Raw genomic sequence first — 15,166 nt, forward strand, 5'->3', positions numbered from 1 at the left:
AAAAATTTAACAAAGATGAAACTTGTTACTTATTTAAGGGACGAAGCGGACCAATTAGCCCTGTTAGTGGACGGAAAGTTGTATAACACGCAGGACCTGCATCCGGAGCTGCCTAATAATATGCAGATGTTCCTGATGATGTGGGAAGATGTGATAGGTGTTGCCTTACATGCCAATGAGCAGCTGAAAAACGGCACTTACCGGGGAAGCGCTATCGGCATTCCCTATGAAAGCGTGCACGTACTGGCGCCGGTGCCCTTCCCTACCTCCTGCCGTGACGGATATGCTTTTCGTCAGCATGTAATGGCCGCCCGCCGTAACCGCCGGGCAGAGATGATACCGGAATTTGATCAGTACCCGATCTTTTACTTCACCAATCATAATGCCATACAAGGCCCCGGCCCCGTAATGTGTATGCCGGACCATTTTGACCGGCTGGATTTTGAGCTGGAAGTGGCCGTGGTGATCTGTAAAGCAGGCCGTAACATCACCGCAGAAGAAGCGGATGATTACATTGGCGGCTATATGATCATGAACGACCTGAGCGCCCGTACCCTGCAGATGGAAGAAATGAAGCTGAACCTGGGCCCCGCCAAAGGCAAGGACTTTAGCACTGTTATAGGCCCTATGCTGGTAACGCCGGACGAGCTGGAAGCTTTTAAAGTACCGGCTAAACCCGGGCATACCGGCAATAATTTCAACCTTAAGATGACCTGCCGCGTTAATGGCGTACAGGTAAGCGAAGGCAGTATGGGCGATATGGACTGGACCTTTGCCGAGATCATAGAGCGCTGCGCCTATGGCGTACACCTGCACCCCGGCGATATCATCGGCAGCGGCACCGTAGGTACCGGCTGTTTCCTGGAGTTGAACGGCACGGGTAAACTGGCGGATGCCAATTACCAGGAGCAGTGGCTGCAACCCGGCGATGTAGTGGAGATGGAAGTGGAAGGCCTGGGCGTGTTGCAGAATACGATGGAGCAAGAAGAAGGAACGGACTTTTCACTGCTGAAGCTGAAGAAGAATGTGTAGCCATGAATCACTGATGGAAAGCCGGCATCCGGTCTTTTCTAAATAATAATATTCTCCTGTTTATGCATCAGATCATTCCGGGGCAGGTAAAAACCGGCGACTTGCATGCCCTGCTTTTAGGGGCGGTATCGCCGCGCCCCATTTGTTTTGCCAGTACGGTAGATGCTGCCGGACAGCCAAACCTTTCCCCTTTTAGCTTCTTTAACGTATTTGGCAGCAATCCGCCTACGCTGGTCTTTTCCCCTTCGCGGCGGGTGCGGGATAATACCATTAAACATACCCTGGAAAATATCTATGCCACTAAAGAAGTGGTCATAAACGTGGTCAATTATGCCATGGTGCAGCAGGCCTCCCTTGCCAGCTGCGAGTTTGCGCAGGGTGTGAATGAATTTGAAAAAGCTGGGTTTACGGCCCTGCCATCGGAAAAAGTAAAGCCCGCGCGGGTAAAAGAAAGCCCGGTACAGCTGGAATGTGTTGTAAAACAGGTAATTGAGACCGGGCAGAGTGGCGGGGCAGGCAACCTGGTGATCTGCGAACCGGTATTGATCCATATCAATGAAGATGTGCTGGATGCCGCCGGCCGTATAGACCCGCATAAAATAGACCTGGTGGCCCGTATGGGGGGCGATTATTATTGCCGCGCCTCCGGGGATGCCGTTTTTGAAGTGCCCAAGCCCAATACCCGTATAGGTATTGGCGTAGACGCCCTGCCGTTAGCGGTGCGTAACAGCCGGATCCTGACGGGTAATAACCTGGGCATGCTGGCCAATGTACATGAGCTGCCGGTGATAGACGCCGCTTTTGAGGATGTGCAGCTGAAGAATATTATCCAGTATTATAGTGTTTCTCCGGATGAGATGGAGCAGGAGTTGCATTTGTATGCTAAACAATTGCTGGAAGCGGGGAAAGTGATGGAGGCGTGGCAGGTGCTGTTATCAATTTGCTGATGTGCAAATATGCTAATGTGCTAACATGCCGGTAATGTATTCCATCATCAGCAAATTAGCACATCAGCAAATTAGCACATTATTTTCCGAATACTTTCTTTAACAGATCAGTGGTCTGGGCAGCGGGATTAGCGCGGATATTGGCTTCTTCCTTGCCGATCTGATCGAACAGGGCCGCTACAGCACGGGAGGTCACATAATCCTTCAGATCAGGATTTACCTTGGTCATGGTAGTAGGCAGCTTGTTATACGTATTCACAATGTTTGCGTAGTATTTGGTAGCGCTGGTGCTATCCAGCGCGCTCTGGATATTGGGCGCAAAAGCAGATTTCAGCTGATCAGTGGTCTTGCCTTTGAAATAGTCTGTAACGGAGTTGTTACCGCCGGTTACCAGTTTCAGGGCATCGGTTACTGTCATTTGCTGGATAGCGTTACCAAAGATAGGGGCTGCTGTGGTTACGGCGCCTTCCGCAGCGCGGTTGATCTGCAGAATGGCTTTATCCACCTGGCTACCCAGGCCTATGCTGCGCAAAGTTTTCTCTATTTTCTGGGCGTCTTCCGGAAGGAACATCTTATATGCCTCATTTCCAAAGAAACCGTCTTTTTTACTTAATGCGGCGATACCTGCGCTTACGCCTTTAGACAGCGCTTGTTTGATACCGGAACCTGCTTCAGACTCCGTCACCTTGCCACTGGCGGCATTGCCGGTGCTTTGCGGAGTGCTGGAGGAAGAGGTCTTGGTAGCGGTGCTGCTGCTTTCCATTTTGTCTTTCAGCTTCTTTAATAACTGCGCCTGGCTCAACTGCAGGGTAAGCAGTGCAGGCAACATAAGCAGGATACTTTTCTTCATGGTGTTGTGGTCTTGTATTAAAATTAAAATTAATCAAATTAATGTTTATCGTATATATTATTCATGGATAGTGAGCAGGGGTATATGGGTATGAAAGGCCAGCTGGGTGGTGCGGCTGCGTTTGAAGATATGTTCAAACAAGCCATGTTTTTTAGGGATGATCAGGATAAGGTCTGCCTCCTGTTGGACGGCAAAATCCATAATGCCCTGGACCACATTGGTATGGTCTATAAAATGGAACTGCGGATTATAGCCTTCCAGCAGGGTATCCAGCATCAGTGTTTCGTAAGGCGTATCGGAGGTAAAATGTTTGCTATCATGGTCAATATTTAACACATGCAGCTCCGGCCGGAAAACATCGAGCAGCTTTTTGAGCGGTTGTACGGGTGTATTTTGCACCACTTTGCGGAAATCGCAGGCAAAGACCATTTTCCGGATAGGGGTAAAACGGGCGGCGGAGGGTACAATGATCACCGGGCAGGTGGTATGTTTTACCACATCTACGGTATTGGAGCCCACCAGGATCTCTTCCAGCTGGCTGCCGCCGGTAATGCCCATGACCACCAGGTCTGCCTCTTCCTGCCTGCATAGCTGGTCTATCTGGGCCGGCAGCAGGGAGTTCTCCGCCCGGGTTTCCAGGCTGGCATTGTCCGGCAACAGGGGCAGCAGCTCCCGTTTCATCTTCTCCAGGCCTTCGAGGCTGGCAGCGCGCAGCTCTTCCGGGTTGACCATGGGCACGGTAGTGGGCACCTCCGGGATGGGCACGATCAGCTCATAGGCATGATACAGCACAATACGCGAAGTATCCATCTGCCCGGCCAGTCCCAGCGCATAACGGGCCGCGTTATACGCCGTTTCGGAAAAGTCTGTGGGAACTATGATTGTTTTCATCCGTATGGGTTTTAGAGATCTATGATGGCTTAACAGGTCCTGTTTATACCGCCTACATGGTTATTTTCCAGTCAGTTATCCCCTGTAAAGTTACCGCTATCTGCCGGTATAACGGCCCGCCATTCACCTGTAGAGAAAATTTAATGCCAGAAGTGCAGAATGCCGCCCGGCGGACTGTTATGTAGTGTTAACAGCCTGTTCTATAGGGGCCTGGGGCAGTATGGCTATGGACTATCGACTATTACCCTTATTTTTGCACTCCATTTTGAGTAATACATGACACAATTATCTGAGCAAGAGATTATCCGCCGGGACAAACTGCAGGAACTGCAGAAATTAGGTATTGACGCCTTTCCGGCGGCGGAATACCCCGTGAATGATACGTCTGCCAATATTAAGGCGAATTATTCCGAAGAGACGAAGGACCAGTTCCAGGAGGTATGCCTGGCCGGCCGTATCATGACCATCCGGGACATGGGTAAAGCCGCCTTTGTGAAGATCCAGGATAAGGCCGGTCTTATACAAACTTATATCCGCCGGGACGATATCTGTCCCGGGGAGGATAAGACCCTGTATGATACCGTGTTCAAGAAGCTGCTGGATATAGGGGATATTATCGGCATAAAAGGCTACGCCTTTATTACCAAGACCGGCGAGACCTCCGTGCATGTAAAACAGTTTGATATCCTGTCAAAGGCCCTGCGCCCTTTACCCGTGGTAAAGGAGAAAGAAGGGGAAACCTTTGACGCCGTAATAGACCCGGAATTTAAATACCGGCAGCGTTATGTAGACCTGGTGATCAATCCGCAGGTGAAGGAAGTGTTTATTAAACGTACCCTGATCATGCAAACCATGCGTGATTTCTATAATGCCATGGGTTACCTGGAGGTGGAAACGCCGGTGCTGCAAGCCATCCCCGGTGGCGCCACCGCCCGGCCTTTCGTTACACATCACAACGCGCTGGATATTCCGCTGTACCTGCGTATAGCCAACGAGCTGTACCTGAAAAGGCTGATCGTAGGCGGCTTTGAAGGCGTGTATGAGTTCTCCAAAGACTTCCGTAATGAAGGTATGGACCGTACCCATAACCCGGAGTTTACCGTAATGGAAATGTATGCCGCCTACCGCGACTATGAATGGATGATGCGCACCACAGAGACCCTGCTGGAGAAAGTAGCCCTGGCACTGCATGGCACTACTGAAGTACAGGTAGGCGACAAAACCATCGACTTTAAAGCCCCCTACCGCCGCGTAACCATGTACGAGGCTATTAAAGAGCATACGGGCATAGATATTAGCGGTATGGAAGAACCGGAGCTGCGCGAGGTTTGTAAGCAACTGAATATATCCGTGCCCAACAATATTGGTAAGGGCAAACTGATAGATGAGATCTTTGGCGAAAAATGCGAAGGACATTATATACAGCCCACTTTTATCACTGACTACCCGGTGGAAATGAGCCCGCTGACCAAAAAACACCGCAGCAAACCCGGAGTGGTGGAACGTTTTGAGCTGATGGCGAACGGTAAGGAGATCGCCAATGCCTACAGCGAGCTGAATGATCCCATTGACCAGCGCCAGCGTTTTGAAGAGCAGGTGAAATTAATGGAGCGGGGCGATGATGAGGCCATGTATATTGACTATGACTTTTTACGGGCGCTGGAGTATGGTATGCCCCCAACCGCCGGCATTGGTATAGGTATTGACCGCCTGACCATGCTGATGACCAACCAGCCGTCTATACAGGATGTGCTGTTCTTCCCGCAGATGAAGCCGGAGAAGTTATAGTGATGGTATACCGTGGTAACTGATGGCAGACAGGCGTAAAACGGCTGTTTACGCGAAGAAGAGACCGGAAGGAAAAATAATCACACCGAATAAAAAAGGGGATGTAAGAATACATCCCCTTTTACTTTTTTTGACCATATCCTATGAAAACCAATTCAAAATTAACCTTCCAGCGCATATACCCATACTATAGTTCTTAATCGTTAGCAATCTTTGAATGGATGGTAGTATTTAGCGAATAGGTGGTAAAGTAGATTTGTTAACGCGGCGAAAAAAGATGATTAAGGGTGGAAAATACGCTTCTGTACCGCATATGAGGGGGCCGGCGGTTTGATATGCGCGCCTGAACTAAAACAAAAAGTCCCGTTCTGTTTTACAACTGAACGGGACTTTCTTTTATCTGAGATAGAATGTCAAGCAGAATCATTTCAGGCTTTCCGGAAAAAGAAACGGGGCTGCAAGACTACAGCCCCGAAAAATTTTAACCATATCTTTATTGAAAAACCTGTAACAAAGATCATATTTATTTAATTATCCACCCCCCCATTCTAGTGAATGCTATATTTTTCTTGGGGAACGTGGCGAATATGCAGATAAACGCAGATGCTTTTAATGAGTCTGCTAGATAAGATTTAAGGATGAAAACGATCTGGATATTGATATTCAATAATTTATAAAAAATAGCCAGACGTATCATTCCGGACACTATGAAGACTTTTCTCCGGGAAATAACGGTATTTACGGTTTAAACGTAAAAAAGTGCCGTTGCCGGCACTTCCTTAAAAAGAAAAAGGGTGGTAAGAATACCGCCCTTGTAATAATTTTAACCATATCCTATGAAAAACCTAAGTCAAAGATAGATTAGCATATATAGGTTTTTCTCCCATTTCCGTGAACGATGCAAAATTGTTCGTAAAAATGTAGGATTGGGAATTATACTATTGCATTAAGATTTTTTAAAAATTAATAATTATTACGATTATAATATCTCTTTAATATTAAAGAGATTGTAAACTAATGATGGATTTTTTTACCACTCATTTTGCGCCGGCGCGGTGCCCATAATGGCATCTATCTCCTCCATCACATCCAGGGTAAGCGCCGGATAAACGTCCAGGGCCTTCAGGTTTTCCGTTAGCTGTTCTTCTTTGGTAGCCCCTAATATGGCCGTGGTCACATGCGGATTACGGATACACCAGGCAATAGCCAGCGTAGCCTGTGAGGCATTGAGGCTGGCGGCTATCTTTTCCAGTTTGGCCACCCTATCCAGCTTATCCTGCACGAACTGCTGGTCTTTTAGCCACTCAAAGCCGGGCAGACCCAACCTGGAGTCCTGGGGAATGCCTTTATTATACTTGCCGGTAAGCAGGCCGGAGGCCAGCGGGCTCCAGATGGTAGTACCCATTCCTATATTCTTAAAGATCTGCAGGTACTCCTTTTCCATACGGGTACGGTTAAAGAGATTGTACTCCGGCTGTTCCATAGCCGGGCCTATGAGGCGGTACTCGCGGGCTACCATATGCGCTTCCATGATCTCCTGGGCGCTCCATTCGGAGGTACCCCAGTACAGGATCTTGCCTTGCTGTATCAGCAGGTTCATGGTCCATACTACTTCCTCAATGGGCGTATGTTTGTCTGGCCGGTGACAGAAGTATAGGTCCAGGTAATCTACCTGCAGGCGCTGCAGCGCTTCATGGCAGGCTTCTACCAGGTGTTTTCTGCTTAAGCCGGTTTGGTTGGGTTTATTCTGTTTACCCCTGGAGCCAAAAAAGGCTTTGCTGGATATTGTATAGGAACTGCGGTCCCATTGTTTCTTTTTAAGTACACGGCCCATCATCTTTTCAGATTCGCCCAGGGCGTATACTTCTGCATTGTCAAAAAAGTTGATGCCGTTATCGTAGGCAATGCCCATGAGCCGGTCTACCAACGTATCCTCTATCTGTTTGTGAAATGTAACCCAGCTTCCGAATGATAATACGCTAAGCTGTAGTCCCGTTTTACCAAGTCTTCTGTATTCCATAATTGTAATGTTTTAATTAATTCCGGATGGTGTGGTATTCATTATGAGTGGATTACAAATTTGGGCAAAAAAATCCGCCTGCACAAGAACAGTACGGCCCAGGCTGGCACAGTTCTTGACCATATAGCAACGAAATTTTAGGTTAAAAAATAGGTTAAAGCGAAGAAGGCCTGTTCACCATGGTGAATGGGCTTTTTTCGTTTATGTATGCGGGTGAGGAGACGTTTTACAGCGGGTTGGTTTCCAGATAGCTTATTGCAAAGTACTATCCTGTACCAACACCTGACCGCGGGGATTGATGATGTTATAGTCGGAAAAGTCCTGGTTAGATTCCAGGCCGGTACCATAGATGGTATCTGTTGGAGTGCTGATACGCACTGGTTTATTGGAGAAGAATTTCCCCCTTTTGGAGTCCCAGTTAAGCTCATTACAGTCCAGGCGCTTCCCTTCCTTGTTCACTACCACCACACTGTCGCGCAGGAACACATTGTCATCGTTCTCGAAGTATTTACCATATTTGGCAGTGACGGTACTTTCTACGTGCAGACTGTCATTATAGGATAATACTTTTAAACCGTTATTGAATTCCACATAAGAAGGGCGATCGAGGTAGCGCAGCATGGTAGGCGCCGTTAACTTGGCTCTTACGCGCCCGGTTTGGCTATAGAGGGACTCTATATTGATGCCCTCTTCTACAGCAGCTGCTTTCTGATCGAGCCGCATGATGGACTGCATATCATTCTCACAGGCATAAAAGGAAAGGAGGCATATGGACAGCCAGACCATCTTCCGGTAACGGCGCATATTAGAACTGTTTATCAACGCCGCAAATTAATCATATTTCCGCTTAATAAACCAGCGGTCATTTAAAGTGAAGCCTAATACCATGCGGTACCAGGTTTCTTTAAGAACGGTTTGATTATTGCCCCGGTGCCCCACTTCAAAGGCAACATTGATCACGGAGAATTGGTTGGAGTAAGGTTGACGGCGTACCGGCAGGCCGGCGCCTATAGAAAAGCCGAATACAGGCATATCCTGGCCATTGAGTTTCAGATAATCCACCCCGTAGTAACCGCCCACCCGGTAGGTAACTTTGTTCCAGTAGCCGTTGATAGCGCGTGCGTTAGGTACAAACTGGCCGCCTGCCGCCATTTTCCAGGCATTGCGTACGGAGTCTTTCTCCCCAAAGTTACGGTACTGATCCCACTGCTCTGTGGTAAAGTCCAGGCCAAAGGTCCAGTTTTCCTGCTTACGCAGCACTATACCGCCGCCTAACTGTTGGGGATATATGATCTTGCCCCGCTCTCCTTTTTCATAGAGCACGGTATCCTGGGTGATATAATCATTGGAAGCGCCATCGAAGGCAAGGGTTTCCCGCATCTGTTCCCTGCGGCCGGAGAGGTTCTGCTTCAGGCTGCCGGTGGCGCCCAGGGTCAGATCCATTTCTTTGCCCAGATCTATACGGTACTGCAGGCCAATATTATAAAACAGGTGGCCATAACTTACCCGCTGTGTGTGGCGGGAAGGGAATATGAACTGATTAGAAGGGTAGATGGCCTTGGTGCTGTTCTCGATATTACCGAACAGATAGCCCACGTTGGCGCCAATGCTAAAACCGCCGATGCCCACGCCGGTACCGGCATAGACCTGGTACAAGCCGCCGTTGCCTTCATACTGATAGGCTACAGGCATTTTAAGGGTATCGAAAAAGGTTTGCTCCGTGTTCTCCATGATGTTATAAGACACCTTGGTAACAGGGCGCAGGCCTAATACCATGCCCCATTTACGGGCCAGGGGCACACCCAGCTGAATGTAGGAAAGGGAGCCCAGACCGGAACGGAAGTTCTTGTCATTATTGGAAATTACACGGGCACCGCCTTCTACGGCAATATCAAAAGTGGTTAATACCAGGTTGGAATAGCTGGCCGGATTTACGAAGTTAACAGACTGCGGATCGCTGTAGGCCTGGGAAACGCCCCCCATACCACGGTTGATCACGTTCTGATTTAAATTAAGATCCCCCAAGCCGTAGCGGGAATATGGTGAGTTATCCTGTGCAGCAACAGTGTTAGCCAGCAGCAGCAGAAAAGCCAGTAAGCAAAGAATGCCAGCTTTAGTTCTACGCATTGAGTTGATCGGTTATTTGGTTTACTGGTTTAGGGTTCCTGGTGGTTATCAGGAACTACCCACCCAAAATAAGACCGCAAATATCTAATTTTTAAAGCGGGATGCAAAAAAAACCAAAAACCGGGCTGTTAAAAGGTCGTTAAAAAATGACCATTCAGCTATTTTTATAGCCCTTCTGCCGATAAATTCCTGAAATGGCCGTTGAGCTTTACGCGTTCTTTGAGCTTTTCCATTTCGGCCATCAGCGGTATCACCTTGAGCAGGTGGCGTTTAAGATATTCCAGGCGTTGGGCCTCCTGGAACAGGTGCAGCAGCTCATATTCCTCTTCAAGGGACAGGCCGGCGTGGTGGGCCAGGTCATAGGCGCTCAGCTCCTCATCTTCTTTATTGAAGTTTTTATTTACCTGCAGGATGTGATGCAGCTCACGGATGGCGTGCAGCACCTGCTGGCGCAGGCGGGCATGTGTTTTGGCGGTGTTCTCCGGGTAGTTAACAATAGCGCCGTCATATAATTTATCCGGGATGGTCTTGATCACTTCCAGTATGCGGAATACACTGAGGCCCCTGGTAACGATATCCATTTCGCCGTTCTCGTACTCTTTTTCCACCCGCACCAGTTCTACCAGGGTACCGTATTCTACTATCTTTTTATTAATAACCGTGGGGATACCAAAAGGCTTTTGCTCTGAAAGACACTCCTTTACCAGCTGTTTGTAGCGGGGCTCAAATACGTGCAAGTTCAATTGTTCCTGTGGGTAAACCACTATACCTAAAGGAAATATGGGAATAAAATTGGTCATAAGTAACTGCTAAGTTAAAAAATAATACCCTACAGGCGGCATAGCAGGATTGGCGGTATCAGGGTATATTACAACAAATTGTATTTTTACCCTTTTTAAAGTTTATTACGCTATGCAAACGTCGTATGATGTTGCGGTGATCCTTATTAATTTTAATTCTACTGCGTACACCATCAATTGTATCCGTTCCATAGAGGAGCATACAGCGTCATCTATCAAATGGCAGATCGTGGTAGTAGACAATGATTCCGCAGAAGATCAGTATCAGCAGCTGCATTCCTTTGTGGATGGTAAGGAAAACATTATATTGGTAAAAAGTATACTGAACCTTGGCTTTTCAGGTGGTAATATGCTGGGGGTACAACATGCCCGGGCCCGGTATCTGTATATACTGAACAACGACACTGTTTTTGAGAACGATTGCTTAAAGATATTGTACGATTTTATGCAAACTCATCCGGATGCCGGACTTTGCACGGGACAGATGCTAAATGCCGAAAGGGCGCCCATCCGGTCGTTTGGGTATTTTCCAACGCTATCATTGAAACTACTGGGATCCGGTTTATTACGCCTACTGTATCCGCAGGAGTATCCCCGCCGGGAGGCGGTGTATGAGCAGCCTTTAAAAGTGCCGCTGATCACCGGGTCTTCTTTATTTGTGCGGTATGAGATGTTTGCGGCAGTTGGCGGAATGGATACCAATTATTTTTTTTACTGTGAGGAGGAGGATCTGGCGCTTACCTTCCGGAAAAGAGGCTGGCATTGCTACCTGGTACCCGCAGCCAGGTTTGTGCATTTTGTAAGCAAGAGTATTACCGTAAAAAAGGATTTTTTGCAGGAATACTATTACTCGCTGATGTACTACTTTTCTAAACATTATACCTGGCCGGTGTATCATTGCCTGAAATGGTGGTACTTTTTTAAGGTGTTGAAGAAATTTTACAAAGGCGGCTTCTATGCAAAAATAGCCTGGATGATAGCAAGGAACGCGCCGCCACACTATTCATTACGTTTTAAACAACAACTACGGGTAAGTGGGACGGGAATAACCGGATCAACTAAATTGTAAACTTAATAGCTATTTATGCCTTTGATAGGGCTGGACTTAGAAAAATTAAAATATCCGCATAATGGCCTGTACACGGTTTGCTGGCAGTTAGGACAACGCCTGCCCCGTTACCTGCTGCCTAATGAGGAACTGCTATACTACCTGCCCGCCGGTTTTCGTGGTTTTGATAATGTGCGTTATGAAACCTTGTATTATCAATGGTATCACCGTTATTTATTTAATCCGCCTAAAACAGCTGTCTGGCATGCGCTGCACCAGGATACCAATGTATTCCCCCGCCGCCGTGCCGGTAAGCTGGTGCTCACCATTCATGACCTTAATTTCCTGATGGACGAGCGCAAAGACGACCGTACCAAAGCTCAGCTGCTGCGCAGGCTGCAGGAGCAGGTAGATGAGGCGGACCGTATTGTGGCTATCTCCCAATTTACATTTGACACTATCCAGGAGCATTTAAAAGTAGATACTGATAAATGCTGTATTGTATATAACGGCGCTGATATACAGGAATATCCTTCCTTTGATGCGCCCTGTTACCGCCCCCGGCGGCCTTTCCTTTTCTCCGTAGGCATGCTGTTGCCTAAGAAGAATTTTCATGTGCTGCCCGCGCTGCTGCAGCATAACCAATATGAGCTGATCATTGCCGGCGCCCCACATGGCGATTACTTCCGTAAGATCCAGGAAGAAGCTGTCCAATATGGCGTTAGCAACCGGGTAAAGCTGCTAGGCCCCATCAGCGACCAGGATAAATACTGGTACCTGAAAAACTGTTATGCCTATGTATTCCCTTCCATGACGGAAGGTTTTGGCATACCGCCCATTGAGGCCATGCATTTTGGCAAACCGGTGTTCCTCTCTGACAAGACCAGCCTGCCGGAAGTAGGCGGCAACCTGGCTTATTATTTCCGCGATTTTGAGCCGGACGCCATGCAGAAAGTGTTTGAGGATGGTATGACGCACTACGAACAATATAAGCCGGCAGCCGCTATTATCGCGCATGCACGGCAGTTTGGCTGGGATCGTATGACCTGTGAATATCTCAAAATATACCGTAGCTTGTATTGATATGTCTACCTTATCCGCGGTTATCATCACCAATAACGAAGAAAAAAATATTGGCCGCTGCCTGCAGTCCTTAACGCAGGTGGCAGATGAGATCATTGTGGTGGATAGCGGGTCTACAGACGGAACGGAAGCTATTTGCCGCCAATACAATGCACAATTCATCCGGCAGCCATGGCTGGGATACGGGCCGCAAAAGAACCATGGCATCCGGCTTGCGGCGCATGACTATATCCTCTCGCTGGATGCGGATGAGGAACTGTCGCCAGAGCTGATCACTGCCATCCGCCAGGAAAAAGAAAAAGGCCTTAGCGGCGTATATGTATTACAGCGGCTCAACAATTTCTTTGGCCAGTTTGCCAGGTATGGCCTGGAATACCCGGATCATAAAACAAGGATCTTTAACCGGCAGCAGGCGCTGTGGAATGATAGCCCGGTGCATGAAATGCTGGAGATAGCGGAAGGTGTAGCGCCGGTTACCTTACCGGGTTACCTGTATCATTACAGTTATGATGATATAGAAACTTATCTGTCCAAGTTCAACAACTATACTACCCTGGCAGCAGAAAGCCTGTACCGGCGTGGTAAACGGGCCGGTGTTATTAAACTGGTATTCAGCCCGTGGTTTACGTTTATAAAGGGGTATATTTTTAGAGCGGGTTTCCGGCAAGGGCTGCATGGCTTTCTGCTGGCGGCGCTGGCGGCTTACTATGTGCTGATAAAATATGCCAAATTATGGCGGCTGCAGCGGGCTAATAAATAATTATTTTTGAAAAAAATTTATAATGAAGGTCAGCGGGTTCTCTTATGTAAGAAATGGCTTTACCATCGACTATCCTTTCCTGGAATCCATTCAATCCATACTGCCGGTTTGTGATGAGTTCATTATGGTGGTGGGCGATTCTACGGATGGCACCCGGGAAGCCATTGCCGCGCTGAACAATCCCAAGATCAAAATAGTAGATAGCGTGTGGGATGATGCCGCCCGCGAGAATGGGAGCATATTTGCGGTGCAGGCTAATATCGGCCTGGATCATATCAGCCCCTCCAGCGATTGGATCTTTCATATACAGGCCGATGAGGCCATACATGAAAATGACCTGCCAGTGATCCAGAAAGCCATGCAGGACCATCTGCACAATAAAAAAGTAGAAGGTTTCCTGTTTCATTTCCTGAACTTCTTTGGTGATTATAAACATTACTGCCCCACGCGGAAGTTCCATACCAAAGAGATCCGTATTGTGAGGAATAGTCCTTCCATCCGCTCTTACCGCGACTCACAGGGCTTCCGTAAATACCAGGACCCGGCCAATCAGCAGGCGGAGAAAGGCGAAAAGCTACAGGTAAAGCTGATAGACGCCCGGGTATACCACTACAGTTATGTACGCAACCCTATGCGCCAGGTGAAGAAAAATATTGAGCTCTCCAAACGTTATACAAAGGACGACGCCGCCCTGGAAGCCATGGCCAAAAGGGATGCCGCGGGTTTTGACTATAATGTGATAGATGTGCTGCAGGAATTCCATGGCAAACATCCTGCGGTAATGCAGCAAAGGATCAGTCAGCAGGATTGGGAATTCCGCTACGATCCCTCCCGGACCAATATGAACTTTAAGGAGCGGGTATTGTATTTTATTCAAAGGCTTACCGGCAAGCAATTATTTACCTATAAGAATTACCGCCTTATTTAAATGACGCAGCAAACGGCAGATATCCAACACCTGAAAACACTGGCCCGCCGCATTTCCCTGGTGGAAAATGAGGCAGTGGGTTATGAGCAGTTATTGGAGCAGCTGCCGGCTGGTAGCCCCACCAGGGTGATAGGTATTACCGGCCCTCCCGGCGCCGGTAAAAGCACACTGGTAAATACGCTCATCACCACTTTGCTGGCACAGCAAAAAACGGTGGCCATCATTGCGGTAGACCCATCGTCCCCGTTTAATTTTGGCGCGCTGCTGGGCGACCGGATCCGGATGAGCCAGCATTTTAACAATATGCAGGTGTTCATCCGCTCTATGGCCAACCGGGGAGCGCTGGGCGGGTTGAGCCCCAAGATCATTGAGGTGAGCGATGTGATCAAAGCGGCGGGATTTGACTACCTCTTTATTGAAACCGTAGGCGTGGGGCAGAGTGAAGTAGATATAGCCGGTATTGCAGATACCACCGTAGTAGTGCTGGTGCCGGAAGCCGGCGATGAGATCCAGACCATGAAAGCCGGCCTGATGGAAGTAGCGGATATATTCGTGGTGAATAAAGCAGACCGCGACAGCGCGGATATGTTTGTAAAGAACCTGCGCCTGTTATCTGCCGAACGGCATACCCGCGACTGGCAGATACCGGTATTAAAGACCATAGCCACCCGTAATGAAGGCGTGGAAGAACTGATAGCCGCCATAGATAAACATCAGCAGCAGATAAACGGGCAGGACCGCCGCAGCATCCTCATGGCGGATAAGGCCTGGCAGCTGATACAACACCGCCGCATGCGGAATGTGAATAAACAGCAGCTGCAACAACAGATACAACAGGCATTGCAGGAAGGTAATTTTAACCTGTACCGGTTTATCAATAACTGGCAATAAA

General features: G+C 48.3%; 14 protein-coding genes. 8 read left to right on the forward strand and 6 right to left on the reverse strand.

All coding sequences use genetic code 11. The annotated features are described in order from the left end of the window. The first annotated feature begins 15 nt into the window (after window positions 1-15). Together F0L74_RS01795 and F0L74_RS01800 are read left to right on the forward strand one after the other, a co-directional pair. On the forward strand, window positions 16-1,032 hold the full coding sequence (locus F0L74_RS01795; protein ID WP_149836128.1) for a fumarylacetoacetate hydrolase family protein: 1,017 nt from the start codon (window positions 16-18) through the stop codon (window positions 1,030-1,032). A 62-nt stretch (window positions 1,033-1,094) separates the two neighbouring features. Beyond that, entirely contained in the window at window positions 1,095-1,979 is an 885-nt protein-coding gene (locus F0L74_RS01800) for a flavin reductase family protein (protein WP_149836129.1), read from the forward strand. Between the two features lie 79 nt (window positions 1,980-2,058). Here the strand turns inward: F0L74_RS01800 and F0L74_RS01805 are convergent, their stop codons facing one another. Beyond that, window positions 2,059-2,829, reverse strand: a complete 771-nt coding sequence (locus F0L74_RS01805) for a DUF4197 domain-containing protein (RefSeq protein ID WP_149836130.1) — start codon at window positions 2,827-2,829, stop codon at window positions 2,059-2,061. A gap of 57 nt (window positions 2,830-2,886) precedes the next feature. Further along, on the reverse strand, window positions 2,887-3,720 hold the full coding sequence (locus tag F0L74_RS01810) for a universal stress protein (RefSeq protein ID WP_149836131.1): 834 nt from the start codon (window positions 3,718-3,720) through the stop codon (window positions 2,887-2,889). Window positions 3,721-3,996: 276 nt separating this feature from the next. On the opposite strand from F0L74_RS01810, the gene lysS reads away from it, so the two are divergent. Beyond that, on the forward strand, window positions 3,997-5,508 hold the full coding sequence (gene lysS / locus F0L74_RS01815) for a lysine--tRNA ligase (RefSeq protein WP_149836132.1): 1,512 nt from the start codon (window positions 3,997-3,999) through the stop codon (window positions 5,506-5,508). 1,030 nt (window positions 5,509-6,538) lie between these two features. On the opposite strand, the gene F0L74_RS01820 is transcribed toward lysS, so the two are convergent. The 4 genes from F0L74_RS01820 to F0L74_RS01835 all read right to left on the reverse strand — a co-directional run bounded on the left by F0L74_RS01820 (window position 6,539) and on the right by F0L74_RS01835 (window position 10,455). Beyond that, a complete protein-coding gene (locus F0L74_RS01820) occupies window positions 6,539-7,528 on the reverse strand; it encodes a potassium channel beta subunit family protein (RefSeq protein WP_149836133.1) in 990 nt (329 codons plus the stop codon). 252 nt (window positions 7,529-7,780) lie between these two features. After that, window positions 7,781-8,332, reverse strand: a complete 552-nt coding sequence (gene lptC, locus F0L74_RS01825) for an LPS export ABC transporter periplasmic protein LptC (protein WP_149836134.1) — start codon at window positions 8,330-8,332, stop codon at window positions 7,781-7,783. 27 nt (window positions 8,333-8,359) lie between these two features. Continuing rightward, complete coding sequence (bamG, locus tag F0L74_RS01830) at window positions 8,360-9,655, reverse strand: BamG family beta-barrel-assembly machinery protein (protein WP_149836135.1); 1,296 nt, start codon at window positions 9,653-9,655, stop codon at window positions 8,360-8,362. A 164-nt stretch (window positions 9,656-9,819) separates the two neighbouring features. Then, entirely contained in the window at window positions 9,820-10,455 is a 636-nt protein-coding gene (locus tag F0L74_RS01835; protein WP_149836136.1) for an LON peptidase substrate-binding domain-containing protein, read from the reverse strand. A gap of 112 nt (window positions 10,456-10,567) precedes the next feature. Between F0L74_RS01835 and F0L74_RS01840 the strand changes: the two genes are divergently transcribed. The 5 genes from F0L74_RS01840 to meaB are packed head-to-tail and all read left to right on the forward strand — an operon-like array spanning window position 10,568 to window position 15,165. After that, complete coding sequence (locus tag F0L74_RS01840) at window positions 10,568-11,524, forward strand: glycosyltransferase family 2 protein (RefSeq protein ID WP_149836137.1); 957 nt, start codon at window positions 10,568-10,570, stop codon at window positions 11,522-11,524. Window positions 11,525-11,539: 15 nt separating this feature from the next. Further along, window positions 11,540-12,586, forward strand: coding sequence for a glycosyltransferase family 4 protein (locus F0L74_RS01845; protein WP_149836138.1), 1,047 nt, complete (start codon window positions 11,540-11,542; stop codon window positions 12,584-12,586). Window position 12,587: 1 nt separating this feature from the next. Beyond that, complete coding sequence (locus F0L74_RS01850; RefSeq protein ID WP_149836139.1) at window positions 12,588-13,346, forward strand: glycosyltransferase family 2 protein; 759 nt, start codon at window positions 12,588-12,590, stop codon at window positions 13,344-13,346. Between the two features lie 22 nt (window positions 13,347-13,368). Then, on the forward strand, window positions 13,369-14,274 hold the full coding sequence (locus F0L74_RS01855; RefSeq protein WP_149836140.1) for a glycosyltransferase family protein: 906 nt from the start codon (window positions 13,369-13,371) through the stop codon (window positions 14,272-14,274). After that, window positions 14,275-15,165, forward strand: coding sequence for a methylmalonyl Co-A mutase-associated GTPase MeaB (gene meaB / locus F0L74_RS01860; protein ID WP_149836141.1), 891 nt, complete (start codon window positions 14,275-14,277; stop codon window positions 15,163-15,165). It abuts the gene before it with no gap. Window position 15,166 lies beyond the last annotated feature (1 nt).

This window comes from Chitinophaga agrisoli (assembly GCF_008386695.1).
Classification (GTDB): Bacteria; Bacteroidota; Bacteroidia; order Chitinophagales; family Chitinophagaceae; genus Chitinophaga; species Chitinophaga agrisoli.